General features: G+C 71.9%; 22 protein-coding genes. 9 read left to right on the forward strand and 13 right to left on the reverse strand.

The window, feature by feature from the left end:
• Window positions 1-14: 14 nt before the first annotated feature.
• The 8 genes from ACWD5D_RS20115 to ACWD5D_RS20150 all read right to left on the reverse strand — a co-directional run bounded on the left by ACWD5D_RS20115 (window position 15) and on the right by ACWD5D_RS20150 (window position 11,723).
• Window positions 15-2,501, reverse strand: coding sequence for a PQQ-dependent sugar dehydrogenase (locus ACWD5D_RS20115; RefSeq protein ID WP_451374065.1), 2,487 nt, complete (start codon window positions 2,499-2,501; stop codon window positions 15-17).
• Between the two features lie 95 nt (window positions 2,502-2,596).
• Complete coding sequence (locus ACWD5D_RS20120; RefSeq protein WP_451374066.1) at window positions 2,597-3,595, reverse strand: sugar phosphate isomerase/epimerase family protein; 999 nt, start codon at window positions 3,593-3,595, stop codon at window positions 2,597-2,599.
• Window positions 3,596-3,607: 12 nt separating this feature from the next.
• On the reverse strand, window positions 3,608-4,849 hold the full coding sequence (locus ACWD5D_RS20125; RefSeq protein WP_451374067.1) for a Gfo/Idh/MocA family protein: 1,242 nt from the start codon (window positions 4,847-4,849) through the stop codon (window positions 3,608-3,610).
• A 52-nt stretch (window positions 4,850-4,901) separates the two neighbouring features.
• Window positions 4,902-5,966, reverse strand: a complete 1,065-nt coding sequence (locus ACWD5D_RS20130) for a substrate-binding domain-containing protein (RefSeq protein ID WP_451374068.1) — start codon at window positions 5,964-5,966, stop codon at window positions 4,902-4,904.
• 17 nt (window positions 5,967-5,983) lie between these two features.
• The gene (locus ACWD5D_RS20135; protein WP_451374069.1) at window positions 5,984-7,003 is read right to left on the reverse strand and encodes an ABC transporter permease; all 1,020 of its coding nucleotides are present in this window, start codon (window positions 7,001-7,003) and stop codon (window positions 5,984-5,986) included.
• Window positions 7,000-8,517 (reverse strand): sugar ABC transporter ATP-binding protein, encoded by a 1,518-nt coding sequence (locus tag ACWD5D_RS20140; RefSeq protein ID WP_451374070.1) that lies wholly within the window; start codon window positions 8,515-8,517, stop codon window positions 7,000-7,002. Before ACWD5D_RS20140 ends, ACWD5D_RS20135 begins: the two co-directional genes overlap by 4 nt.
• A gap of 317 nt (window positions 8,518-8,834) precedes the next feature.
• Complete coding sequence (locus tag ACWD5D_RS20145) at window positions 8,835-10,016, reverse strand: ROK family protein (protein WP_451374071.1); 1,182 nt, start codon at window positions 10,014-10,016, stop codon at window positions 8,835-8,837.
• Between the two features lie 228 nt (window positions 10,017-10,244).
• Complete coding sequence (locus ACWD5D_RS20150) at window positions 10,245-11,723, reverse strand: FGGY-family carbohydrate kinase (RefSeq protein ID WP_451374072.1); 1,479 nt, start codon at window positions 11,721-11,723, stop codon at window positions 10,245-10,247.
• A 133-nt stretch (window positions 11,724-11,856) separates the two neighbouring features.
• Here ACWD5D_RS20150 and ACWD5D_RS20155 point away from each other — a divergent pair, with 133 nt between their 5' ends.
• The 9 genes from ACWD5D_RS20155 (at window position 11,857) to hypA (ending at window position 19,484) form a co-directional block, all read left to right on the forward strand.
• Complete coding sequence (locus ACWD5D_RS20155) at window positions 11,857-12,543, forward strand: DedA family protein (protein ID WP_451374073.1); 687 nt, start codon at window positions 11,857-11,859, stop codon at window positions 12,541-12,543.
• A gap of 202 nt (window positions 12,544-12,745) precedes the next feature.
• A complete protein-coding gene (locus ACWD5D_RS20160; RefSeq protein WP_451374074.1) occupies window positions 12,746-14,485 on the forward strand; it encodes a hypothetical protein in 1,740 nt (579 codons plus the stop codon).
• Window positions 14,486-14,587: 102 nt separating this feature from the next.
• Complete coding sequence (locus ACWD5D_RS20165) at window positions 14,588-15,676, forward strand: NADH-quinone oxidoreductase subunit B family protein (RefSeq protein WP_451374075.1); 1,089 nt, start codon at window positions 14,588-14,590, stop codon at window positions 15,674-15,676.
• Window positions 15,677-15,749: 73 nt separating this feature from the next.
• Complete coding sequence (locus ACWD5D_RS20170) at window positions 15,750-17,543, forward strand: nickel-dependent hydrogenase large subunit (RefSeq protein ID WP_451374076.1); 1,794 nt, start codon at window positions 15,750-15,752, stop codon at window positions 17,541-17,543.
• The gene (locus ACWD5D_RS20175; protein WP_451374077.1) at window positions 17,536-18,105 is read left to right on the forward strand and encodes a NifU family protein; all 570 of its coding nucleotides are present in this window, start codon (window positions 17,536-17,538) and stop codon (window positions 18,103-18,105) included. Before ACWD5D_RS20170 ends, ACWD5D_RS20175 begins: the two co-directional genes overlap by 8 nt.
• The gene (locus ACWD5D_RS20180) at window positions 18,102-18,692 is read left to right on the forward strand and encodes a DUF5947 family protein (protein WP_451374078.1); all 591 of its coding nucleotides are present in this window, start codon (window positions 18,102-18,104) and stop codon (window positions 18,690-18,692) included. The genes ACWD5D_RS20175 and ACWD5D_RS20180 overlap by 4 nt, the downstream gene beginning before the upstream one ends.
• A 21-nt stretch (window positions 18,693-18,713) precedes the next feature.
• Window positions 18,714-18,920: a hypothetical protein gene (locus tag ACWD5D_RS20185; RefSeq protein WP_451374079.1), complete on the forward strand. Its 207-nt coding sequence runs from the start codon at window positions 18,714-18,716 to the stop codon at window positions 18,918-18,920.
• Between the two features lie 20 nt (window positions 18,921-18,940).
• Window positions 18,941-19,129, forward strand: a complete 189-nt coding sequence (locus ACWD5D_RS20190; RefSeq protein ID WP_451374080.1) for a hypothetical protein — start codon at window positions 18,941-18,943, stop codon at window positions 19,127-19,129.
• Window positions 19,130-19,136: 7 nt separating this feature from the next.
• Window positions 19,137-19,484 (forward strand): hydrogenase maturation nickel metallochaperone HypA, encoded by a 348-nt coding sequence (hypA, locus tag ACWD5D_RS20195; RefSeq protein ID WP_451374081.1) that lies wholly within the window; start codon window positions 19,137-19,139, stop codon window positions 19,482-19,484.
• 96 nt (window positions 19,485-19,580) lie between these two features.
• Here the strand turns inward: hypA and hypE are convergent, their stop codons facing one another.
• The 5 genes from hypE to hypB form a co-directional block, all read right to left on the reverse strand.
• Entirely contained in the window at window positions 19,581-20,675 is a 1,095-nt protein-coding gene (gene hypE / locus ACWD5D_RS20200) for a hydrogenase expression/formation protein HypE (protein ID WP_451374082.1), read from the reverse strand.
• Complete coding sequence (gene hypD, locus ACWD5D_RS20205) at window positions 20,668-21,813, reverse strand: hydrogenase formation protein HypD (protein WP_451374083.1); 1,146 nt, start codon at window positions 21,811-21,813, stop codon at window positions 20,668-20,670. The genes hypE and hypD overlap by 8 nt, the downstream gene beginning before the upstream one ends.
• Window positions 21,810-22,100 carry a HypC/HybG/HupF family hydrogenase formation chaperone gene (locus ACWD5D_RS20210; protein WP_451374084.1) on the reverse strand — a complete coding sequence of 97 codons (291 nt, stop codon included), beginning with the start codon at window positions 22,098-22,100 and terminating at the stop codon, window positions 21,810-21,812. Before ACWD5D_RS20210 ends, hypD begins: the two co-directional genes overlap by 4 nt.
• A gap of 140 nt (window positions 22,101-22,240) precedes the next feature.
• A complete protein-coding gene (gene hypF / locus ACWD5D_RS20215; protein WP_451374085.1) occupies window positions 22,241-24,616 on the reverse strand; it encodes a carbamoyltransferase HypF in 2,376 nt (791 codons plus the stop codon).
• Window positions 24,613-25,455: a hydrogenase nickel incorporation protein HypB gene (gene hypB, locus ACWD5D_RS20220; RefSeq protein ID WP_451374086.1), complete on the reverse strand. Its 843-nt coding sequence runs from the start codon at window positions 25,453-25,455 to the stop codon at window positions 24,613-24,615. The genes hypF and hypB overlap by 4 nt, the downstream gene beginning before the upstream one ends.
• Window positions 25,456-25,512 lie beyond the last annotated feature (57 nt).

Below are 25,512 nucleotides of genomic sequence, written 5' to 3' on the forward strand. Positions count from 1 at the left end.
GGTGTGCCCTCCTCTCAGCTCGTCGTGAAGGTGAAGTCGTCGATGTCGAACAGGGCGCCGGCGCCTCCCTTGAAGACCAGATACAGCGTGGTGGTGCCGCGCGGGGCGTTGGACAGGTCGGTGCTGACGTCCTGGAAGCTCTCCCAGCCTCCGGTCACCGGCACGGTGGCCGCGCCGAGCAGGGTGCCCGTGGGCGAGCCCGCGCGGACCTCGAGAGCGCCGCCGGCCCCGCCGGAGGCGATGCGGGCGCTCAACGAGGTGGCGTTGCTCAGGACGTACGGCTTGAAAGAGATCCAGTCGCCGTTGTCGACGTCGCCCACCGACTTGCCGCCGTGCGCGGTCGACTTGTTGTAGACCGTGATGCCGGAGGAGTCGTCGAAGTGCTCGGCCTGGCGATGCTTGGGCTGGGTGACGTGCCGGGCGTGCGTGGTGAGCGGGGCCTGCCCGCCACCTCCGCCGTCCGTGTACTGCGCGTCGAAGACCCCGAAGATGTTGGCGTCCTGGTCGTGGCCGCCGTCGGCTGTGGTCTGGATGGTGCCGGAGCAGCCGGTGGCCGAGGTCAGCGGGTGGCCGTGGGTGTCATGGCCGAGGATGAAGTTGACGGTGACCTTGGAGCAGTCGACGGCCTTGCCGTCCTCGGGGTCGCTCACCCTCACCTTGAACGGAACAGCGTCGCCGAACTCGAACAGCTGGCCGTCCTCGGGCAGTTGGAGGGTGACCTTGGGGGCGGTGTTGCCGACGACGATCTGGACGCTGGCGGTGCCGGTGCGGTCTGTCGTGTCCTTCACGGTGAGGGTCGCCGTGTAGGTGCCGTTCGTCCGGTACTTGTGCGCCGGGTTGGCGGCCGTCGACGTGGTGCCGTCACCGAAGTCCCAGCTGTAGGTGAGCGCGTCATCGTCCTTGTCGGTCGTCCCGGCGGAGGAGAAGTTCACGTTCATGGGCGCCTGCCCGGAGGTGCGGTCGGCCGCGGCCTGCGCCACCGGCGAGTGCCGGCCGGTCACGTTCTCGATGCGGAACAGGCCGGAGTTGGCGTCGCCGCCGAACCAGCTGGTGCCGTAGTCAAGGACGTACAGGGCGCCGTCGGGCCCGAAGGCCATGTCCATGATCTGGGTCCCGGTCCACGGGAAGGGGTTGATGGACTGTACGGTGCCGGCGTCGTCGCTGACGATGCGCTTGATCCAGCGGCGACCGAACTCACCGGCGAAGAAGTTGCCGTCGTAGGATTCGGGGAACTTGACCTGCGAGTCGAGCGTGGCGTCGTAGTGGTAGACGGGTCCGCCCATCGGGGACTCGGAACCGGTGCCGAACTCCGGCACGGAGCCGCCGTCGTAGGGGATCCAGGCGGGCTGCGCCGGGGGCAGGTCCGTCAGGCCGGTGTTGTTGGGCGAGTCGTTCTTCGGGGCGTTGCAGTCGAACTTGGCGCCCGAGAGCTTGGTCCCGAAGTCGTAGTCCACATAGGCGTCGTTCTTGCCCGTGCAGTACGGCCAGCCGTAGTTGCCGGGGCCGGTGACACGGTCGAACTCGACCTGTCCGCCGGGTCCGCGGGTGGGGCTGGCGGCACCGGCGTCGGGGCCGTAGTCGCCGACGTAGAGGATGCCGGTCTTCTTGTCGACGCTGAACCGGAACGGGTTGCGGAAGCCCATGGCGTAGATCTCGGGCCGCGTCTTGGGCGTGCCGGGCGCGAAGAGGTTGCCGTCCGGTATGGAGTACGAGCCGTCCGCGTTCACCTTGATGCGCAGGATCTTGCCGCGCAAGTCGTTGGTGTTGCCGGCCGAACGCTGGGCGTCGAAGGCCGGGTTGCGGGTGGAGCGCTCGTCGATGGGGGTGTACCCGTCGGACTGGAACGGGTTGGAGTCGTCGCCCGTCGACAGGTACAGGTTGCCCGCCGCGTCGAAGTCGATGTCTCCGCCGACGTGGCAGCAGATACCGCGCGAGGTCTTGACCTGGAGGATCTCCTTCTCGCTGGCGTTGTCGAGGGTGCCGTCCTGGTTCAGCACGAAACGGGAGAGACGGTTGTAGCCGTCGAACGGGGCGAAGTCGGCGGCGGTGCCGTTCTCGGGTGCGTCGCCCGCCGGGGTGCTGAGCGGGGGCGCGTAGTAGAGGTAGATGAACCGGTTGGTGCTGAAGCCCGGGTCTACGCCGATTCCTTGCAGACCCTCCTCGTCGTGGTTGTAGACGTTCAGCGTGCCCGCGACCTTGGTGTTGCCGTCCGCGTCGGTGAGGCGCAGCTTTCCGTCGCGGGAGGTGTGCAGGACGGAGCGGTCGGGGAGGACGGCGAGCGACATGGGCTCGCCGACCTCGGCCTCGCCCTTGGCGAGGGTGACCTGCTGGAAGTCCTCGGTCGCCGCGGCGGCGCCCTGGTCGGTGACGGCTGCGCCGGCCTGGGGGGTGGTGAGGGTCAGGGTGGCTCCGGCGAGGAGTGCTCCGCTGAGCAGCGCGAGCATCCTGCGCAGGCGTGGTCTGTGGGTCGCGGTGCTGGTGGTGCGATCGTTCCCGTGCACGAAGGGCCTCCAGAATGGGGCTGGTTGTACGGGCGGGTGCGAACGCCGGGATGCGCCGTCATCCCGGTGCGGTGACAACTGACCGTTTATTGGCGTCAGTTGGAGAAGGCCGCGTCGAAGGATGTGGACGGCGGCTCGAAGTCGTAGGCCTTGAGGCGGGTGAGTGCCTCGGGGGCGCCCTGGAGCCGGTCCATGCCGGCGTCCTCCCACTCGACGGAGACGGGGCCCCGGTAGTCGATGGAGCGCAGCATCCGGAAGACGTCCTCCCAGGGGACGTCGCCGTGCCCGGCGGAGACGAAGTCCCAGCCGCGGCGCGGGTCGCCCCAGGGCAGGTGGGAGCCGAGGCGGCCGTTGCGGCCGTCGAGGCGCCTGCGGGCCTCCTTGCAGTCGACGTGGTAGATCCGGTCGCGGAAGTCCCACAGGAAGCCGACCGGGTCGAGGTCCTGCCACACGAAGTGGGAGGGGTCGAAGTTCAGGCCGAAGGCCGGGCGGTGGCCGATCGCGTCGAGGGCGCGGTGGGTGGTCCAGTAGTCGTAGGCGATCTCGCTCGGGTGGACCTCGTGGGCGAACCGCACGCCGTGCGCGTCGAAGACGTCGAGGATCGGGTTCCAGCGCTCGGCGAAGTCCTCGTAGCCGCGTTCGATCATGGACTCGGGGGCGGGCGGGAACATGGCGACCAGGTGCCAGATCGCGGAGCCGGTGAACCCGATGACGGTGTCGACGCCGAAGGCCGCGGCGGCGCGGGCGGTGTCCTCCATCCGTTCGGCCGCCCGCCGGCGCACCCCTTCCGGGTCGCCGTCGCCCCACACCGCGCCCGGCAGGATCGCCTGGTGGCGCTCGTCGATGATGGCGTCGCAGACGGCCTGCCCGACCAGGTGGTTGGAGATCGCCCAGCACTTGAGGCCGTACCGGTCGAGGAGCTGGTGGCGGGACTTCACGTATCCGGGGTCGGCGAGGGCCTTGTCGACCTCGAAGTGGTCGCCCCAGCAGGCGAGTTCGAGGCCGTCGTAGCCGAAGTCGCGGGCCAGGCGGCAGACCTCCTCCAGCGGCAGGTCGGCCCACTGGCCGGTGAAAAGGGTGAACGGGCGCGGCATGGGCGGGCCTCCTCAGTCCCCGACGGGGGTGTAGACGGAGTTCTTCTCGGCGCTCTCCTCCACCGCGGCCAGGACGCGTTGCACCTGGAGTCCGTCGGCGAAGGAGGGTTCGGGACGGCGGTGTGCGGCGATGGCGTGGACGAGGTCGCGGGCCTGGTGGACGAAGGAGTGCTCGTAGCCCAGTCCGTGGCCGGGCGGCCACCAGGCCTCCAGGTAGGGGTGGTCGGGCTCGGTGACGAGGATGCGGCGGAAACCGGCCTCGGCGCCCGGCTCGGTGGCGTCGTGGAACCAGAGTTCGTTCAGACGCTCCAGATCGAAGGCCAACGAGCCACGCTCGCCGTTGAGTTCGATACGCAGGGCGTTCTTGCGGCCGGTGGCGTACCGGGTGGCCTCGAAGGAGGCGAGGGCGCCGGAGGCGAACCGGCCGGTGAACAGGGCGGCGTCGTCCACGGTGACCGTGCCGGTGCCGCCCTGCGCGACCGCGCCGCTCAGTCCGCTGGTGGGTCCGGTGGGCAGCGGCCGTTCCCGGACGAAGGTCTCGGTCAGGGCGGACACGCCGGCCACCTTCTCGCCGGCCAGGTACTGGGCGAGGTCGACGATGTGGGCGCCGAGGTCGCCGAGCGAGCCGGAGCCGGCCGACTCCTTGCGCAGCCGCCAGGTCAGCGGGAAGTCCGGGTCCACGAGCCAGTCCTGGAGGTAGGTCACCCGCACGTGGCGCAGGGCGCCGATCCGGCCATCGGCGACCATCCGCCGGGCGAACGCGGTGGCGGGCAGCCGCCGGTAGTTGAAGCCGACCATCGCCAACCTGCCTGCGGAGTAGGCCTCCTCGGCCGCCCGTGCCATGGTCTCGGCCTCGTCGACCGTGTTGGCGAGGGGCTTCTCGCACAGGACGTGCTTGCCGGCGGCCAGCGCGGCGACGGCGATCTCGGCATGGGTGTCGCCTGGGGTGCAGATGTCGACCAGGTCGACGTCGTCGCGGGCGATCAGCGCCCGCCAGTCGGTCTCGACGGCCGCCCAGCCGTGCCGCTCGGCGGCCGCTCGTACGGCGCTCTCGTCGCGGCCGCAGATCACCGCCAGGACCGGTTGCAGCGGCAGGTCGAACACGCGGCCCGCGGTGCGCCAGCCCTGGGAGTGGGCGGCGCCCATGAAGGCGTATCCGACCATGCCGACACGCAGCGGGCGTTTCCCGGCACGTGCCGGGACCCCTGCCGGTGCCTCCGACTCCGGCTCCGGTGACTGGTGCGGCTGTTCCATGCGCTCGTCCTCCTCTTCGTCGTGGCGCGGTGGGGGGTGCGGGCGATCTGGATCACCGGAAGCCGGTGGACATGTACTGGTCGACGTTGTCCTTGTCCACGACGGCCGAGTAGAGGGTGATCGACGCCGGGATCTCGAACTCGGCGAGGCCGGAGACGCCCTTGCCCTGGCCGAGGGCGCGGGCGAGGTCGATGGCGGAGGCGGCCATCGTCGGCGGGTAGAGAACGGTGGCCTTCAACACGCCGTCGTCCTGCTTGATCGCCTGGAAGGCGGAGAGCGCTCCGGCTCCGCCGACCATCAGGAAGCCGTCCCGTCCGGCCTGCTGGATGGCGCGCAGCGCGCCCACGCCCTGGTCGTCGTCGTGGTTCCACAGGGCGTCGAACGTGGGCTGGGCCTGCAGCAGCTGGGCCATCTTGGCCTGCCCGGACTCGACGGTGAACTCGGCGGCCTGGCGGGCCACCTTCTTGATGTTGGGGTAGCTCTTGAGAGCGTCGTCGAAGCCCTGGCTGCGCTGCTTGGTCAGCTCCAGGTTGTCCAGGCCCGCCAGCTCGATCACGCGGGCGTTCGCCTTGCCCTTGAGCTTCTCACCGATGTAGCGGCCGGCGTTGAGACCCATGCCGTAGTTGTCGCCGCCGATCCAGCAGCGGTACGCCTGCGCCGAGTTGAAGATCCGGTCGAGGTTGACGACGGGGATCCCGGCGCGCATGGCCTTCAGACCGACCTGGGTGAGGGCCTTGCCGTCGGCAGGGAGGACGACCAGGACGTCGACCTTCTTGTTGATGAGGGTCTCGATCTGGCCGATCTGCTGGGCGGTGTCGTTGGAGCCCTCGGTGATCTCCAGGGTGACGTCGGAGTACTTCTTCGCCCGGCTCTTGGCGTTGTCGTTGATGGCGTTGAGCCAGCCGTGGTCGGCCTGCGGTCCGGCGAAGCCGACGGTGACGTGCTTGCCGGGCTTGTCGTCGGCGGCCGGCCGGGTGTCGGCGGCGGGGCTCTCGTTCTTGGGGTCGTTGCTGGTGCACGCCGTGAGAAAGGCGCCAGCGGACACCGCGGCGGTCCCGAAGAGGAGCCCTCTGCGGCTCGTGCGGCCGTTCGTGGCGCGGCTCGTGTGCTCTGGCATGGCGGTGAACCCTTTCCTCAGGTCGTGCTCGCGGTACGGCGCTGGACCAGGACGGCGGCGACGATGATCGCGCCCTTGGCGATCTGCTGGACGTCGGTCTGGAGGTTGTTCAGGGCGAAGATGTCGGTGATCGTGGTGAAGACCAGGACGCCGAGCACGGAGCCGGTGATGGTGCCCCGTCCCCCGCTGAGCAGGGTGCCGCCGATGATCGCGGCGGCGATGGCGTCGAGTTCGTAGAGGTTGCCGTTGGTGTTCTGGCCGGAGCCGGACAGGACGATCAGCAGGAAGGCCGCGATGCCGCAGCACAGGCCGGACAGCAGGTAGAGGTAGAGCCGCTGGCGGCGGACGTCGATGCCGGCGAGCCGGGCGGCCTCGGCGTTCCCGCCGACGGCGACGGTGCGGCGGCCGAAGGTGGTCCGGTTGAGCACCAGCCAGCCGGCGACGGTCACGATCGCGAACACCAGGACGAGCGGCGGAATCCCGAGGACGTAGGAGTCCCGCTCCCCGAGGTTGAGGATGCCGTCGACGGTGACGATCTGGGTACGCCCGTCGGTGATCTGCAGGGCAAGGCCGCGCGCCGAGGCCAGCATGGCGAGGGTGGCGATGAACGGGACCACCCCGCCGTAGGCGACCAGCAGCCCGTTGACCAGGCCGCAGCCGAGTCCGACGACCACCGCCGTGAAGAGGATGCCCGCGAAGCCGTACTCCTGCGTGGCGAGCGTGGTCGCCCACACGGAGGCGAGGGCGACGATCGCGCCGACGGAGAGGTCGATGCCGCCCGAGGTGATCACGAACGTCATGCCGACGGTGACGACGCCGATCACCGAGGCCTGGGTGAGGACGAGTTGCAGGTTCCGGGTGTCGAGGAACTCGTCGGGCTTGGTGACGCCGCCGATGACGACGAGGACGGCGAGGACGCCGAGCAGCGAGAGGGTGCGGACGTCGGCGCGGGCGAGCACGCCGCGCCAGGCGGGGGGCCGGCCGGCCGCCGGCAGCTTTCCGGCGGCGTCCCGGGGCGGTGAGACGGGCTGCGTCATGACGCCGGGGTTCCTTCCATGACAAGGTCGAGGACACGGTGTTCGTCCAGTTCGCGGGCGGGTGCCGTGTGGACGACCCGGCCCTCGCGGAGCACCAGGACGCGGTCGGCGAGGCCGAGCACCTCGGGCACCTCGCTGGAGACGAGGAGCACGGCGAGGCCTTCGTCCGCCAGCCGGCGGATCACCGCGTACAGTTCGGCGCGGGCGCCGACGTCGACGCCGCGGGTGGGTTCGTCCAGCAGCAGCACACGGCAGCCGCGCAGCAGCCAGCGGGCGAGGACGGCCTTTTGCTGGTTGCCGCCGGAAAGGGTGCGCACGGGTGCGTCCGGGTTGTCGGGCCGCAGCGACAGCTCGCGGGTCGCCGCCCGCGCGGCGCTCCGCTCGGCCCGCCGGTCGATCCAGCCGCCCCGCGAGAAGCGGGACAGGGTGGAGACCGAGACGTTGCGGGTGACGGACTCCAGCATCAGCAGGGCCTGTGCCTTGCGCTCCTCGGGGGCGAGCCCGAGCCCGGCGCGTACGGCGGCCCGTACGCTCCCGCTCCGCAACGGCCGCCCGTCGACCTGGACTTGGCCTGCCGTGGGCCTGCGTGCCCCGTAGATCGTCTCCAGGATCTCGGAGCGCCCGGAGCCGACCAGTCCGGCGAGTCCGACGATCTCCCCGGGCCGCACGTCGAGGTCGAGCGGAGCGAACTCGCCGTCGCGGGCGAGCCCGCGGACCCGCAGCACGGGCTCGGCGGCGGGCGGCGTCGCAGGCCGCTCGGGGAAGACGTACTCGACGTCGCGGCCGGTCATCAGCGCGACGACGTCCCGGGTCGGGGTGGTCCGGGCGGGCAGTCCTCCCGCGACCGCCCGCCCGTCCTTGAGCACGGTCACCCGGTCGCCGATGCGCCGGATCTCCTCCAGCCGGTGCGAGATGTAGACGACGGCGACGCCCTCGGCGGTGAGACCGCCGACGATCCGGAAGAGATTGTCGACCTCGTCGGGGTCCAGCGCGGCGGACGGTTCGTCCATGACGATCAGGCGTACGTCGTGCGAGAGGGCGCGGGCCATGGACACGATCTGCTGCTGGGCCGCCGACAACTCCCCCACCAGTCGGCCGGGTTCGATCTCGGGATGGCCGAGCCGCTTCAGCAGGCGGGCCGTCGAGGAGCGGGCCGCCTTGCCCCGTACGACGAAGCCGGCGGTTGTCGGCTCGTGGCCGAGGTGGACGTTCTCCGCGACCGACAGGTGTTCCACCAGGTCGAGTTCCTGGTAGATGGTGGCGATGCCGAGGCGCATGGCGGCGATCGGCGAGCGCAGCGTGACGGGCTCGCCGCGCCAGCGGACGGTGCCGCCGTCCGGCTGATGGGCACCGGCCAGGACCTTGATGAGGGTGGACTTCCCGGCGCCGTTCTGGCCGAGCAGGCAGTGCACTTCACCGGCCTGGACGTCGAGCTCGACGCCGTCCAGGGCGCGGACACCGGGGAACGACTTGGTGATCCCGGACATGCTGAGCAGCGGTGGTTCTGGTGCCATGTGGTTCCCCTAGGCGGGCGTGCGGGCCGGTTTCAGGGCGTGCGAGTTGGTCTCAGGGGGTGCGAGTTGGTTTCAGGGCGTGCTTCGCCCACGGCCGGCGGTGCGGTCGAGGCAGGTGCAGGCGGGCAGGCGGGCAGGCGGGCAGGCGGGCAGGCGGGCAGGCGGGCAGGCGGGCAGGCGGGCAGGCGGTGCCTGGCTACGCCGGGCAGCGGTCGTGCCGACACGAGTAAGCGGTGCTGTCTACACGAGTCAGTGGGCGTGGTGAGGTCTGCCGGGACGGGTGGACAGGGTTGTGTGCGGGTCGGAGGAACGGTCGGCTAGGCGGGTGAGAAGAGATGGTCGCTGATCAGTCGGGCCGCGCCGATGACGCCGGCGTCGGCGCCCAACTCCCCGAGGACGATGGGCAGATTGCCGGTCGCCAGGGGCAGGGACTGGCGGTAGACCTGGGTGCGGATCGCGGCGAGCAGGTTGTGACCGAGACCGGTCACCCCGCCGCCGATCACCACCAGGCCGGGGTTGAAGAAGGAGACGAGCCCGGCGATGACCTGGCCGACGCGGGTGCCTCCCTCACGGATCAGTTCGAGCGCGGTGGCGTCTCCCGCGGAGGCCGCCGCGGCGACGTCCACGGCGGTGAGGGTGCCGTTCGCCGCCAGCCGGGCCGCGAGTTCGCCGGACAGGCCCTGCGTGGCGGCCTGCATCGCCTCCCGGGCCAGGGCGGCGCCGCTGAAGTGGGCTTCCAGGCAGCCCCGGTTGCCGCAGGCACAGGGGCGGCCGTCGGGTACGGCCTGGATGTGGCCGATGTCGCCCGCGCTGCCGGTGGTACCGCGGTAGACGTGACCGCCGACGACGATGCCGCAGCCGATGCCGGTGCCGATCTTGACGCAGAGGAAGTCGGCGACGGTGCGGGCGACTCCGGCGTGCTGCTCCCCCATCGCCATGAGGTTCACGTCGTTGTCGACCATCACCGGGCAGCCGAGTTCCTGACTGAGCGCCTCCCGTACGGGGAAGCCGTCCCAGCCCGGCATGATCGGCGGGGCGACCGGCACGCCCTCGGGGAAGCGGACGGGTCCGGGGACGCCGACGCCGGCGCCGTCGAAGCCCCCGGCGAGCCCGGCGGCCTTCAGCTTTCCGGCCATGTCCAGGACTTGCTCGAAGACGGCGACAGGGCCCTCACGGACGTCCATCGGATGGTTGAGGTGACCGAGGACCTCCAGCTCCGCGTTGGTGACGGCGACGTCGACCGAGGTCGCGCCGATGTCGACGCCGAGGAACCGGAGGTCCGGGTTGAGCCGGACGTTGTGGGAGCGGCGGCCGCCGCGCGATGCGGCGAGTCCGTCGGCCACCACCAGGCCGGTCTCCAGCAGCCGCTCCACCTCCACGGCCAGCTTGGACCGGGACAGATCGACCTGGTCACCCAGCTGGGCACGGGAGTTGGGGCCGCCGTCACGCAGCAGCTTGAGCAGCCGGGCCTGGTGCGCGTTCGCCGGTCGTGCCGTCATGCGTCTCACGTGCCCCTCCCCGCCCAGATCCGGCCACCAGTGTCGGGCTTTCGTAGGGAACGTAGCAGTGGCTGCCGAGCCTGGGAAGAAGTCGCGCACGGATTGCCGCAGACTTTCTCCACTCGCAGGACAAAGAGTGAAGTCCGCGGGGAAGAGCGGCAGTTACCGCGCCCGCATCGGCGCCCGCACCAGCGCCTGCGCCGACGCCGACGCCGACGCGTGAACCGGTCAGCGTTCCTGCGCCGCGGCCAGGGTGTGCACGGTCTCCGCGGTCTCGCGGTACAGCCGCCGGTAGAGCGCGTACAACGCGTCGTACCGGGCGGCGAGTTCGGTGCGGGGCCGCACCGTCTCGCGCACCGGGTTCCAGTCGTCGGCCGAGGTGTCGCGCAGGAGTCGCGCGGCGAGCAGCGCATCGCCGTACGCGGCGCCGACGGTGGTGGCGCGCAGTTCCTGAGGAAGTCCGGTGATGTCGGAGACGATCTGCGTCCACAATGCGCCCTGGGTGCCGCCGCCGACGGCGACCACGCGGCGGATGTCGCCGCCGGCCTCCTCGATGACCTCGATGTTGTGACGGACACCGAAGCCGGTGGCCTCGAGCGCGGCCCGGTAGAGATCGGCACGGGTGTGCGACAGGGTCAGTCCGGCGATGACGCCACGGGCGTCCGGGTCCATGAGCGGGGTGCGCTCGCCGGAGAAGTAGGGGAGCATCAGCAGGCCGTTGGCACCGGGGCCGGATGCGGCCGCCTGCCGGGTCAGCTCGGTGTGGTCCGCGCCGGAGAACAGATCGCGCAGCCAGTTGGTGACCGCGCCGGAGGTGGCCATGCCCCCGGCCAGGTTGCGGGTGCCGGGCAGCGCGCCGACCGTGCCCCACAGGGAGGGGCTGGTGAGCGGCCGGGGCACGGTGTGGATGAGGAACATGGTCGTGCCGTACATGAGCATCAGGTCGCCCGTGGCCCCCGCACCTACGCTCAGGGCCTCGGCCCAGGCGTCGATCGTGCCGGTGGCGACCGGAATGCCGACGGGCAGGCCCGTCTCCCGGGCCGCCTCGGGCGTCACCGTGCCTGCCGCTTCACCGGACCAGCGCAGCGGCGGCAGGTCGAGGCCAGGGGCGACCTCGGCGGCCCAGGGCGCGTACCAGGCGTGGGCGAGTGTGTCGTACAGCGGAGTGCACTGGCTGGCCGAGTGGTGGTCCAGGACGTACGCCCCGGTGAGCTTCCTGACCAGCCAGTTGCTGGGCATGTACAGGCGCCGGGCCCGGGCGTAGACCTCCGGTTCCTCCTCGGCGATCCAGGCGATCTTCGGCCCGGCGGCCTGGGTGCTCAGGGCGGAACCGCCGCGCCGGATGATCTCCGCCGCCCCGAGTCGCTCCTCGAGGCGCCGGATCTGGGGGACCGAGCGGGTGTCCACGCCGTAGAGGACGGCGGGGCGCAACGGGGTGTCGCGCTCGTCGGTGAGCAGGACGCAGGGCCCCATGCCGCTGACGCCGACGGCGACCACGGTGGCGTCGCCGGGACCGGTCAGCTCGCGGGCCAGGCCGGCGAACTCGGCCCACCACACGCCGGCGTCCATCTCGAAGCGCCCGGGGCCCGGCCGGGCCGGGGTGTGTTCCCGTACGGCCGAGCGGATCACCTCGCCGTCCGGTCCGACCAGGACGCCCTTGCTGCTCGATGTCCCGATGTCCACACCGATGACGGTTTCGCGAGCCATGGCGAGGACGCTCGCAGAGATCGATTTCGGGGTCAAGGCAGCGCGGACCGGCAGCTCTCCGGGCGCCCGGACGCCGCCCACGCGACACTTGACGGAAAGCGGTCGAACGGCAAGGGGCGGGAGGCGACGGGCGGTGATCGCGGTCGACCCCACGGACAGTGCCTCCCTGCTGGCCGCCTTCGGCGCGCTCGGCGTCCTGGTGGTGATCTTCGCGGAGTCGGGGCTGCTGGTCTTCGGCTTCTTCCTGCCGGGCGACACGTTGCTGTTCCCCGCGGGCGTGCTGTGCGCGGGCGCCGCGCACCAGGCGCCACGGCTGGCGTTGTGGCAGGTGCTGCTGTGCGCGGCCGTCGGGGCGGTGGCGGGCGGCCAGGTCGGCTATGTGCTCGGGCAGCACGGCGGACGGGCGGTGCTGGGCCGCACCTCCAGCCGACGGGTCAAGGAGGGCGTCGCGCGGGCGGAACGGCTCCTGGCCCGCTACGGCTACCGCAAGGCCCTGGTGATCGGCCGCTGGGTGCCCATGGTGCGGTCCGTGCTGCATCCGGCGGCGGGCGCGCTCGGCGTGCCCGTGCGGACGTTCACCGTGTGGCAGACGGTCGGGGGTGTTCTCTGGTCCCAGACCCTGGTCCTGGCCGGCTTCCTGCTGGGTTCGTCGGTCTCGCACGTCGACGACTACCTGTTGCCGCTGGTCGCCGTGATCGTCGTCGTCTCCCTGCTCCCGCTGCTGGTCCAGGCGCTCCGGGAGAGGCGCGGACGGTGTGCCCGCAGCCCGCAGAGGGAGCAGAACGACCAGGGCGGGCGGAGCGGCCGACGGGGCGAGTGAGCACGCCGGTACCGGGCTCCTCCCCGGGGCGATGGCCTCGCCCGCCCGGCCGCGCATCCCTTCGGTGTCACCGCTCACCGCTGTCCCACCCCCCGGCGTCACCTGCCTGGCCCAACCTCGGTCCGCCGGAGGGGCGAGGTGCTGTGAGGGGTGTGACGGTGGTGGAAGGAATGCGCGCGTGCAGAGGCGCCAAGGAGGCGGAATGTCGGACAGGGGCGACGGCAGTGGCGCGGCGTGTGTCGCCGTACAGAACCAGGACGGCAGCCGGGACCGGGACAGGAGCCCGGTCCCGGGCACGTCGTGTGCGCTGCCCGGGGATCCCTTCGGTCAGGTGAGCGGCGTCGCCGACGCCGTGCTCTACGAGGGGTACCTCCTCTATCCGTACCGACGCTCCTCGGGCAAGAACCGCGTCCGCTGGCAGTTCGGGGTGCTGCTGCCCCGTGAGTGGGTGGAGGCCGACGGACCGGTCCGCGTGGGCATCTCCGGCTCGGCCGACTCCTGGTACCAGCAGACCGAGTGCCTGGTGCGCGTGGGGCGGCCCGGCGCGGTCGTACAGGTCCGGGTCCGGTATCTGCAGATGCAGCACAAGCAGGTGGAGGCGGCCGGCGACGGCGGGTTCCGTGCCGTCGAGTCGCTGCGGACGGACGACGGGACGACACATCTGAGCTTCGACGAGGCCGTGCCGCGTGAGGTCGACCTCGTATGGCCGCTGGAGGATCTGCTGCGCGGCCCGTGTCGCGCGCCGGTCTCCGCCCAGGCCTCGACGGAGACCGAACCGCTGTCCGAAGGCGCCGGGCGGGTGGTGCGACGGCGCGAGGAGGTCCGGGCGCACACCACGGTCGAGGCCGAGCACCTCGGCGCCGAGGTCTACCGGCTGCGGGTGCGCACCGAGAACGCCGGATCCGCGCCCGACCCCCGTGTCCCGCGCGGTGAGGCGCTGCGCCGGGCGCTGCTCGCCGCCCACACCCTCATCGGTGGCGAGGGCCTCGAGTTCGTCTCGCTGATCGATCCTCCCGCCGCGCTGCGGGACCACGTCCGCGACTGCCGCAACGCGTTCACGTTCCCCGTCCTCGGCGGCGAACCCCCGCGGACGGACGACGGCGCCGGCGCCACCGGTCCGGTCGTCCTCTCCTCGCCGATCATCCTTCCCGACCACCCGCAGGTCGCCCCCGAGAGTCCGGGCGATCTCCACGACGCCGCCGAGATCGACGAGATCCTGACGCTGCGCACGATGCTGCTGACCGACGAGGAGAAGGCCGAGGCCCGGGCCACCGACCCGCGCGCCGCGCGCATCCTCGACCGGGTCGACACGATGCCCCGGGAGGTGTTCTCCCGGCTGCACGGCGCCATCCGCTCACTGACCCCGGCCGCCCCGGCCCGGACACCCTCGACCCGGCCCAAGACAACCGCGGCCCAGCCCGTGGCAGCCGCCGCGCCCATGGCACCCGCCGTCCGGCCCTGGACACGGGACGCCGCGGCCCCGCCATCCGCCGCCTTCTCCCAGGTCCCCGCCTCCGGTCGGCCCGCCTGGTGGCAGGAGGGTGCCGACGACGGGCTGTCACCGACCACGGACACCGTGCTCGTGGACGGCGTCCCGGTCGGCGGCGGCAGCCGGGTGCGGCTGTGCCCGCGCGGCCGGGGCGCCGACGCGCAGGACATGTTCCTGGCCGGCCGGACCGCGCAGGTGGCCGCGGTCTTCCACGACGTGGACGGGAGCGTGCACCTGGCGGTGACCGTCGACGGCGATCCCGCGGCCGAACTGCACGGCTGGTACGGCCGTTTCCACTACTTCCGGCCCGACGAGCTCGAACCGCTCGGACAGGCGGACACACCCGCTCCGGCGGACCCCGCCGATCCGGGCCGGCCATCGGGGCCCCAGTCCCCGCGGCCCAGGCACCCGGCCGCCGGACCGGAGGAGGGACGGCTCGATGGACGCCCCTGAGTCACCGGCGCACGACCACCGGCCGGTCGGACACCCCCTCGGCGACCCCGACGCGGCCGCCCCCGACCGACTCCTCGACCGACTGGAGCAAAGGCGGACCACATGACCACCCAGAGCGGCACCACCGAAGTCCGCGGCGCGCCCGAGCGGGCCGACGAGCAAAAGGGGATCGACGAGATCCACATCCTCTGGATCTCCGAGGGCATGAGCTGCGACGGCGACACCGTCTCCGTGACGGCAGCCGACCAGCCGTCCATCGAGGACGTCGTCCTCGGCCTCATCCCCGGCCTGCCGAAGGTCAACCTGGTCAACAAGGTGCTCTCGCCCAGCCTGGGCGGCGAGGACTTCCTGGCCCCCTACCGGGCGGCCGCACAGGGCGAGCTGTCCCCGTTCATCCTCGTCATCGAGGGCTCGATCCCGAACCAGAACATCATCGACGGCGACGGCTACTGGACGTCGTTCGGCAACGACCCGGAGACCGGGCAGCCGCAGACCCTGAACTGGTGGATCGACCAACTCGCGCCCAAGGCCTGGGCGGTGGTCGCCGCGGGCACCTGCGCGACGTACGGCGGCATCCACGCGATGGCGGGCAACCCCACCGGCTGCATGGGCCTGGCCGACTACCTGGGCTGGGAGTTCAAGTCCACGGCCGGCCTGCCCGTGGTCAACGTGCCCGGCTGTCCCGTCCAGCCCGAGAACTTCATGGAGACCCTGGTCTGGGTGCTGCAGCACGCCGCCGGCAACGCTCCCCCGCCCCCGCTGGACCACATGCTGCGTCCGCAGTGGCTGTTCGGGAAGACCGTGCACGAGGGCTGCGACCGTGGCTCGTACTACGAGCAGGGCGACTTCGGACTCGACTACAACTCACCCAAGTGCCTGGTGAAGACGGGCTGCTGGGGTCCGGTGGTCAACTGCAACGTGCCCAAGCGCGGCTGGATGGCCGGCACCGGCGGCTGCCCGAACGTGGGCGGTATCTGCATCGGGTGCACGATGCCCGGCTTCCCCGACGCGTTCATGCCGTTCATGGACGAACCCCCCGGCGGCACGCTGTCCTCCCTGGTCATCAAGCCGTACGGAGCGGTCGTACGCCGACTGCGCGGCCTGACCAACGAGATGGTCAACCACGAGCCCAAGTGGCGCCACAAGAAGCGCAAGCTGACCAGCGGTTACAACCCGCACTGGCGTCCGTGACGCCGCCCGGCACCCCTTCAGCGCATCCCGCCACCCACCCGCCGAACCCGAACAGCGAGGGGCAGTACCGCAGATGACGACCACCGAGTCCCGGAACACAGAACGCAAACCCGCGCAGGTCGTGGACATGTCGTGGGATCCGATCACCCGGATCATCGGCAACCTGGGCATCTACACGAAGATCGACTTCGCCAACCGGGAAGTCGTCGAGTGTCACAGCACCTCGTCGCTGTTCCGCGGCTACTCGGTGTTCATGAAGGGCAAGGACCCGCGCGACGCGGGCTTCATCACCTCACGGATCTGTGGCATCTGCGGCGACAACCACACCACGTGCTCCAACTACGCGCAGCAGATGGCCTACGGGGTCAAGCCGCCCCGGATGGCCGAGCACATCACCAACCTCGGCGAGGCGGCCGAGTACATGTTCGACCACACGCTCTTCCAGGACAACCTGGTGTTCGTGGACTTCTGCGAGGCGATGGTCAAGGCCACCAACCCCGGCCTCCTCACCCGGGCCGAGCGCACCGCCGCGCCCCGCGGCGACATCCACGGCTTCAAGACCATCGCCGACATCATGAAGGCCTTCAACCCCTTCGAGGGCGAGGTCTACAAGGAGGCGCTGAAGGTCAGCCGGACCACCCGGGAGATGTTCTGCCTGATGGAGGGGCGGCACGTCCACCCGTCGACGCTGTACCCGGGTGGCGTCGGCACGGTGCCGCAGCCCAGCACCTTCACCGACTACCTCAGCCGGCTCATGCACGTCATCGACTTCATCAAGAAGTCGGTGGCGATGAACGACGACGTCTTCGACTTCTTCTACGAGGCCCTGCCGGGCTACGAGGAGGTCGGCAGGCGGCGCATCATGCTGGGCTGCTGGGGCGCGTGGCAGAACCCGGACGTCGTCGACTACCGGTACGCCTCGATGAACGAGTGGGGCAAGGCGATGTACGTCACCCCGGGCGTCATCGTGGACGGCAAGCTCGTCACCAACAACCTCATCGACATCAACCTCGGGCTGCGCATCATGCTAGGCAGCTCCTACTACGAGGACTGGGTCAACGAGCAGCCCTTCGTCACCCACGACCCGCTCGGCAACCCGGTCGACATGCGTCACCCGTGGAACCAGACGACGGTCCCGGTGCCGCAGAAACGCGATTTCGACGGCAACTACAGCTGGGTGATGAGCCCGCGCTGGCACCACGCCCAGACGGGGGAGCACCTCGCGCTGGACACGGGCGGCGGCCCGCTCGCCCGGCTGTGGTCGACCGCGCTGAGCGGCCTGGTCGACACCCAGTACGTCAAGGCCGTCGACGGCGGCGTCAGGATCACCCTGCCCAAGGGCGAGAGCCTGCCGGAGACCACGCTGGAGTGGCGCATCCCGAAGTGGAGCAACACCATCGAGCGGGACCGCGCCAGGCCCTACTTCGTCGCGTACGCCGCCGCGATGGCCCTCCAGTTCCTGGAGGAGGCCATGGGTCTACTGCGGGCCGGCGAGACCAAGGTGTTCGAGGACTTCGAGGTGCCGGACGAGGCGATCGGCTGCGGCTTCCACGAGGCCGTGCGCGGTGTGCTCTCCCACCACCTGGTGATCAAGGACAAGAAGATCGCCAACTACCACCCGTACCCGCCCACCCCGTGGAACGCCAGCCCCCGGGACATCCACGGCACCCCGGGCCCCTACGAGGACGCCGTCCAGGGGCAGCCCATCTTCGAGGAGAACGGGCCCGACGACTTCAAGGGCGTCGACATCATGCGCACCGTCCGCAGCTTCGACCCCTGTCTGCCCTGCGGCGTGCACATGTACGTCGGCAAGGGCAAGACCCTGTCGACCGTGCACTCGCCGACCTACGGGGCCACCCATGGCTGACGCCGGACGGCTGCCGGATGCGGCGGTGGAGGCGCGGCTGGCCCGGCTGGACGAGTTGCTGGCCGGTCTGGAGTCCGCGTCCGGACCCGTCGTCCGCGAGGCGCTGGAGACGGTGGGGCTGCTCACCGAGGTGTACGGCGAGGCGCTCGCCCGGGTGCTGGACGGCGCCGACGAGGCGATGGGCGCGCGGCTGGTCGATGATGAGCTTGTGGGACATCTGCTCGTGCTGCACGCGATCCATCCCGAGCCGGTCGAGCGCCGTGCCGCCCGGGCGGTCGAGAAGCTGCGTCCGGCGGTCCGCGAACGCGGTGGCGACCTGGAGTGGGCCGGTGTCGAGGGACGGGTGGCCCGGGTGCGGGTGAACACCGGCTCCGCGTGCGGCTCGGGATGCGGCGGCGGGTCGGCCGACGCCATCGAGGCCGTCCGTGCGGCGGTCCTGGCCGTCGCCCCGGAGCTGGAGGCGGTCGAGGAGATCCGCGCCGAGCGACAGGCCGCTCCCGCGTTCGTCCCGCTGGCGACGCTGACCCGCCGGACCGCGGCGCAGGCGCGAGAGGCGGGGTGAGCGTGGACGGAGCACTGGCCCGCGTCATCCGCTCGGCCGCCGACCGCGCGGCCACGGCCGAGGCCGAGACCTGCGAGCTGTGCGCCGCCCCGGTCGCCGACGAGCACCGTCACCTCTACGACACCACGGCCGAGCAGGTGCGCTGCGTGTGCGGTCCCTGCTCGGTGCTCTTCGCGGACGACGCGGCGGGCCACTACCGGCTCGTGACCCGGCGCCGGCGCCGGCTGCCGCCGGTGGACACGGGGGTGCTGGGCGTGCCGGTGGGGCTGGTGTTCTTCGTGCCGCGCTCCGACGGCACGGTCACCGCGCAGGGGCCCAGCCCGGCCGGTGCCATGCGCTGGGAGGTCGACGCGGCGGCCTGGCAGCGGCTGGCCGCGACGTGCCCGCCGCTCGCCTCGATGACGCCCGAGGTGGAGGCCCTGCTGGTGAACACGGTTCGCGGCATGGACGAGCACTGGATCGTGCCGGTCGACGACTGCTTCCGGATGGTCGCCCTCGTCCGCCGTGAGTGGCGCGGCCTGTCCGGCGGCGGCCGGGTCTGGCCGGCCGTGGAGCGGTTCTTCGCGGAGCTCACCGAGCGGACGTGAGGACCTGGAAGGAGAACGGACATGGGCAAGATCCGAGTGGGCCGCCCCCAGGCGAGGCCCGACACCCCCAGCCACGTGCGCGGGCTGCACGAGGGCAATCAGGGTCCGTACGACAAACAGTCCGGACACCACGACAACGGCACCTCCGACGCCCGCAGGTCCACGGGCATCCACTGGAAACGGCATGACGCCCTGGTGAAGGACATGCCGAACATCTCACCGGGATGACGGAGCAGGGAGAGAACACGATGAAGCACTGTCGAGAGGAACGCACGGCGAGATCGGCGATGACGGGCCGCCAGGTCCTGCTCGCGCAGGCCGTCCTGGTGGGCGGTCTGATGCTGGCCCTGCTGGTCAAGGAGATCCCCGGCATGGTGCGCGAGCTGCGGATCTATCGGATGACCGGTGGCCTGCGCGCCGGCAACCGGTACCCGTGAGCCCGCTGTGCACGAACTGTCGATCGCGACCGCGATCGTGGAACAGGCCGAGGAGATCGCCCGCGCGGACGGCGCCGGCGACGTCGTGTCGGTGACGGTACGGGTCGGCGAGCTGGCGGGTGTGGTGCCGGACGCGTTGCAGTTCGCCTTCGACGTGGCCCGCGACGGCACCGCCCTCACGGCGGCCCGGCTCGTGGTCGAGCAGGTGCCCGCCCAGGCGTGGTGCGCCGAGTGCGCCGAGGAGTTCGCGGTCGGCATGCCGCCGTTCTTCTGGTGCCCGCGCTGCGACCTGCCCTCGCAGGACCTGCGCAGCGGACGGGAGTTGGAGATCACGGGAGTCGAGCCGGCGCCCTGACGACGGCCGGCCCGCCGGGACGAGCACCGGCCCCGCCCTCAGGGCGGGGCCGGTCCCTGTCTGTCCGGGGCGCCGTCGGATGCGACGGCACCGGGGTCAGCAGATGCGCGGCAGCTGCTCCCCCAGCGGCAGGTCCAGCACCCGGGTGCCACCGAGCCCGGTGGCGATGGTGACCATGCCGGGATGCTCCGCCACGCACTCACCGACGAGTGCCGCCCCGCTGCCCCGCGGGTGGGCGCGCATCGCCGCCAGCACGGCGTCGGCCTCCTCGCGGGGCACGAAGGCGACGAGCCTGCCCTCGTTGGCGACGTACAGCGGGTCCAGGCCGAGGAAGCCGCACGCGTTCGCGACCTCGTCCGGGACGGGCAGGGCGCGCTCGCGCAGCCGTACGCCGGTGCCGGAGGCGCGGGCGATCTCGTTCAGGGACGCGCCCAGGCCGCCGCGCGTGGGGTCCCGCAGCACGTGGACGTCCTTGGTGACCTCGAGCATGGTCGCCACCAGGTCCGCGAGGGGCGCGGTGTCCGAGGCGATCTCCACGCCGAACTCCAGGCCCTCCCGAACGCTCATGATCGCCACACCGTGCAGGCCGATCGGGCCGCTGACGATGACGGCGTCGCCGGGCCGGGCGCGCTGGGGACGGATGTCGACCCCGTCCGGGACGAGACCGACGCCGGCCGTGGTGACGTAGACGCCGTCGCCGTGCCCGGACTCGACGACCTTGGTGTCGCCCGTGGCGATGGTGACGCCCGCCGCCTCGGCCGCGGCGCCCATGGCGCGGGCGACGCGCTCGACGACGGCGAGTTCCACGCCCTCCTCCAGGACGAACGCGGCGGACAGCCAGGCGGGGCGGGCGCCGCTCATCGCCAGGTCGTTGACGGTGCCGTTGACGGCGAGGTCGCCGAGGCTGCCGCCGGGGAAGAACAGCGGCCGTACGACGTAGGAGTCGGTGGAGAAGGCGACGCGGGCGCCGCCGAGGTCGAGGACGGCCGAGTCGGTGAGCGCGGACAGGGTGGGGTTGCCGTAAGCGGGGGCGAAGACCTGCTCGATCAGCTCTGCGGACAGGGCGCCCCCTCCGCCGTGCCCCATCACCACCACCGGCTGGTCGCGCAGCGGGGCGGGGCAGGTCCAGTTCGCGGGGTCGACGGCGGCGGCCGCGGTGTCGGCGGTCGCTTCGGTGGCGAGGTCAGCCAACGGGGTTCATCTCCTCACGCGGGATGCGGGAGCCTCGCGGTGCCGGGCTCTCGGTCATGCGGCGATAGAGGTAGTAGGCCGCACAGGCACCCTCGTTGGAGACCATCGTGGCGCCGAGCGGGGTGCGCGGGGTGCAGGTCGTGCCGAACGCGGCGCACTCGGTGGGTTTGATCAGGCCCTGGAGGACCTCGCCCGCCCGGCACTCGGCGGGTTCCTCGGTACGGATGCCGGTGACGTCGAAGCGGTGCTCGGCGTCGTAGGCGCGGAAGGCCTCGGACAGGCGCCAGCCGCTGGCCGGGATCGGGCCGATGCCGCGCCAGTTGCGATCGGTGACCTCGAACACCTCCTCGATCATGCGCAGGGCCGCCGGATTGCCCTGGTCGCGCACGGCCCGTGCGTAGGCGTTCTCCACCCGGTGCTCGCCTCGCTCCAGCTGGTGGACGGCGCGCCGGATGCCCTCGAGGATGTCCAGCGGTTCGAAACCGGTCACCACGACCGGTACCCGGTGCCTCTCTGCCAGTTCCGGGTACTCGGCGGTGCCCATCACGCTGCACACGTGCCCGGCGGCGAGGAAGCCCTGCACCCGGCAGGTGGGGGCCGTCATGATGGCCTCGATCGCCGGGGGGACCCGGACGTGGGAGACGAGCAGGCTGAAGTTGTCCAGGCCGAGACGGCGGGCCTGGTGCACGGCCATGGCGTTGGCGGGGGCGGTCGTCTCGAAGCCGATCGCGAAGAACACCACCTGGCGGTCGGGGTTCTTGCGCGCGAGGTCGAGGGCGTCGAGCGGCGAGTAGACCACGCGGACGTCACCGCCCTCGCCCTTGACCCGGAACAGGTCACGGTCGGAACCGGGCACCCGGAGCATGTCGCCGAAGGAGCAGAAGATCACGCCCGGCCGGGCGGCGATCTCCAGGGCCTTGTCGATGACGTCGAGCGGGGTGACGCACACCGGGCAGCCGGGCCCGTGGATCAACTCCACCTTTTCGGGCAGGAGTTGGTCGATGCCGTGCCGGATGATGGAGTGGGTCTGGCCGCCGCAGACCTCCATCAGCGCCCAGGGCCGGGTGACGGTGGCCCGGATCTCGTCCAGCAGCCGGTGCGCCAGGTCCGGGTCGTTGAACTCGTCGATGTACTTCACTGGACCTCACTCCCGCTGCGCTGCCGGGCCGCCTGCTCCCAGGCGTCGCCGAACTCCTCTTCCAGCAGCCCGAGTTGCTCGAAGAGCTCCAGGGACGCGCGGGCGGATTCCTCGTCCAGGCGCTGCAATGCGAATCCGACGTGGACGATGACGTACTCCCCCACCCGCACGTCCGGCAGGTACTCCAGACACGCCTGTTTCTGTACCCCGCCGAAGTCGATCAGCCCGGTGAGCGGGTCGGCGCCGTCGTCGATGGCCACGACCTTGCCGGGCACTGCCAGACACATGGGTCACTCCGTCTCGTCGTTGTGTACTGATCGTCGCTGTGTGCTGCTCGACGTTGTGTGCTTCTCGTCGCTGAGTGCTGCTCGACGTTGTGTGCTGCTCGACGTGGTGCGCCTCTCGTCGTTGTGTGCTGTTCCGCGGGCTACCTGGCGCGTCCCGACCGGGGTTCATGGGCCGCGACCATGAGCTGTCCGAGCGCCAGACCGCCGTCGTTCGGGGGCACTTCGCGGTGGCGCAGCACCGTGAAGCCGTCCGCCGCGAGCAGTGCGGCGCTCTCCTCCTCCAGCAGGGCGTTGGCGAAGACCCCGCCGGTGAGGGCCACGGTGGCCAGGCCGGTGGCCGCGCGGGCGCGCCGGCAGATCCCGGCGACCGCCCGTGCGACACCTCGGTGGAAGCGGGCGGCGAGAAGCGGGGCGGGGGTGCGGCGGCGCCGGTCGGCCAGGAGGGCCCGGAGCATGGGGGCGGTGTCGATGCCCCACCCGCCCGTCCCGGCCGGCCGGTCGAACCCGAAGGCGTAGGCCTCGTCGCCCGTGCCCCATGCCTGCGTCGCGGCCGCCTCCAGTTCCAGCGCGGCCTGCGCCTCGTACCGCGCCCGGTGGCACACGCCCACGAGCGACGACACGGCGTCGAAGAGACGGCCCATGCTGGTCGTCGGGACGCAGGCCACCTGGCGGGTCAACTGGTTTCGCAGGACGGAGAGTTCGGTGTCCGCGCAGGCCAGGACGCTCGGCAGGTCGGGCTCCCACGGCAGTCCGGCGGCCCACAGCCGGGCCAGTGCGAGCCGGCACGGGTTGGCCACGCCCGTGTCGCCGCCGGGCAGCGGTGCCGGTGTCAGGTGGGCGAAGCGCCGGTGGCCCGCGTAGTCGGCGAGCAGGATCTCGCCGCCCCACACGGCGGCGTCGTCGCCGTATCCGGTGCCGTCGAAGGCGACACCGATCACGGGTGTGGTGCCGTCGAGGCCGTGTTCGGCCATCGCGGCGGCGATGTGGGCATGGTGGTGCTGGACCAACGTCGGTGCCGGGAGACCGAGTTGGGTGGCGCGACGGCGGGCCCGGCCCGTCGAGTGGTAGCCGGGGTGCCGGTCCGCGGCCAGCAGTGCGGGGGTGATCCCGGTGAGGCGGGTGAGGTGCCGCTCGGCTCGCTCGGCGGCCTCGTGGGTGGCGAGGTCGCCCATGTCGCCGATGTGCGGCCCGAACCAGGCCTGATCGCCCTCGCCCAGGCAGAGGGTGTTCTTCAGGTCGCCGCCGACCGCGAGCGCGGGGCGGACCGGGACCGGGAGGGACAGGGGGCGCGGGACGTAGCCACGGGAGCGGCGCAGGACCTGCTCGGTGCCGTCGGGGCGCACCCGGAGCAGGGAGTCGTCGCACGGGGAGGCGATGGGCCGGTCGTGGGCGAGCCAGGCGTCGGCCAGGCCGGCGAGCCGGGTCAGTGCCTCGGCGTCGTCGGTGACGATGGGCTCGCCGGAGCGGTTGCCGCTGGTCATGACCAGGACGCGGGGGCCCGGGGCATCACCGGGCAGCCCGAACAGGAGGGTGTGCACGGGGGTGTAGGGCAGCAGCACGCCCACATGCGGGCTGCCGGAACAGACCTGCTCGGCCAGTCGGGGACCGTCCGCCGACCGGTGCGCGCGCAGCAGGACGATCGGGCGCCGGGGGCCCGTGAGCGCGGCGCGTTCGGCGTCGGAGAGCACGGCGATGCGCTCCGCCGTGGCGAGGTCGGCGCACATCACCGCGAACGCCTTGCCGCCCCGTTCCTTGCGCTCGCGCAGAGTGGCGACGGCGCGGGCGTCGGTGGCGTCGCACGCCAGGTGGTAGCCCCCGACGCCCTTCACGGCGACGATCCGGCCCTCGCCGAGCAGTGCCCGGACCGCTGTCAGGGCCTGCGCGTCGCGGGCCGGGCGCACGCCGGTGCCGTCGGCGGGGATCAGTCGCAGCCTCGGACCGCAGTCGGGGCAGGCGACGGGCTGGGCGTGGAAGCGCCGGTCGGCGGGGTCGCCGTACTCGCGGGCGCAGGCCGGGCACATCGGGAAGCCGGCCATCGTGGTCGCCACGCGGTCGTACGGCATCGCCGTCGCGATGGTGAAGCGGGGGCCGCAGTGGGTGCAGGTGATGAAAGGGTGCCGGTGCCGGCGGTCGGCCGGGGCGGCCAGTTCGCGCAGGCAGTCGGCGCAGGTGGCGGTGTCGGGTGGCAGCTGTGTGCGACCGGTGGACTGCCCGGTGGCGCGGATGGTGAACGGTTCGGTGGCCGCGGTCGCTCCGGTCGCGGGCAGGTCCTCGCAGTCGATGCCGGTCACGGTGGCGAGCGGAGGCGGCCGCTCGGCCAGCAGGGCGCAGAACCGGCCGACGCCGTCCGCCGGGCCCTCGACCTCGATGAGCACGCCGCTCGCGGTGTTGCTCACGAATCCGGCCAGACCGAGGCCGGCGGCCAGCCGGTGCACATGGGGCCGGAAGCCGACGCCCTGCACCGTGCCGCGCACGGTGAGGCGGCGGCGCACCAGGCCCGTGACGGGTGCCGTCACGACACGGGGGCGGACGCAGGATCGTGGGAGTGACCGCCGTCGTCCAGGTGATCACCGCCGTGCAGGTGATCGCCACCGTGCAGGTGATCGCCACCGTGCCGAGCGTCGTCCGCGGGCAGATGGCCGTCTTCGTCGTCGTGCGCGTGTCCGTGCGGGTGCGGGGCGAGGGGGGGCCGGTGCCGTGGGGCTCCGTCGCGGGCGGCCAGGGTCCGTGCGAGGAGAGTGTCGACGCCGTCGTCGGTGCGGGCGCAGGACCGTACGATCTCCACGCCCGGGTTGACCCGCCGGACGTTCTCCCGGAAGGCACTCTCGTCGAAGCCGGCCGCCTCGGCCAGGTCGGTCTTGGTGATGACGACGAGATGGGCGGAGCCGAACGCGGTGGGGTACTTGAGCGGCTTGTCCTCGCCCTCGGTGACCGCCATCAGCACGATCCGCAGGGTCTCGCCGAGGTCGTAGGAGGCCGGGCAGACGAGGTTGCCGACGTTCTCCACGAACAGCACCCGGGTGTCGGCGGGCAGCCAGCCCGCCAGGCGGGCGCGCACCTGCCGGGCCTCCAGGTGACACAGTCCGTCGGTGAGCAGTTGCTGGACCGGGGCGCCGGAGCGCGCGAGGCGGACGGCGTCGTTCTCGGTCGCGAGGTCGGCGGTGAGCGCGGCCACCGGGACGCCCCGCGCCACCGCCCGGGCGAGGACGCGCCCGAGGAGCTCCGTCTTGCCGCTGCCCGGGCTGGACAGCAGGTTGACCACGGCGACGCCCTGCCGTCCGAGGTCGTCACGCAGGCTCGCGGCCAGGTCGTCGTTCTTGGCCAGGACGGCCTGCCTGACGTCGGACCGGCACATAGGCGCAGCTCCTCGGGTCGCACGGGCAAAAGCGGGGGCCTCGGGCCGTGCCGGGCA

The organism is Streptomyces sp. NPDC002520 (genome assembly GCF_053595235.1).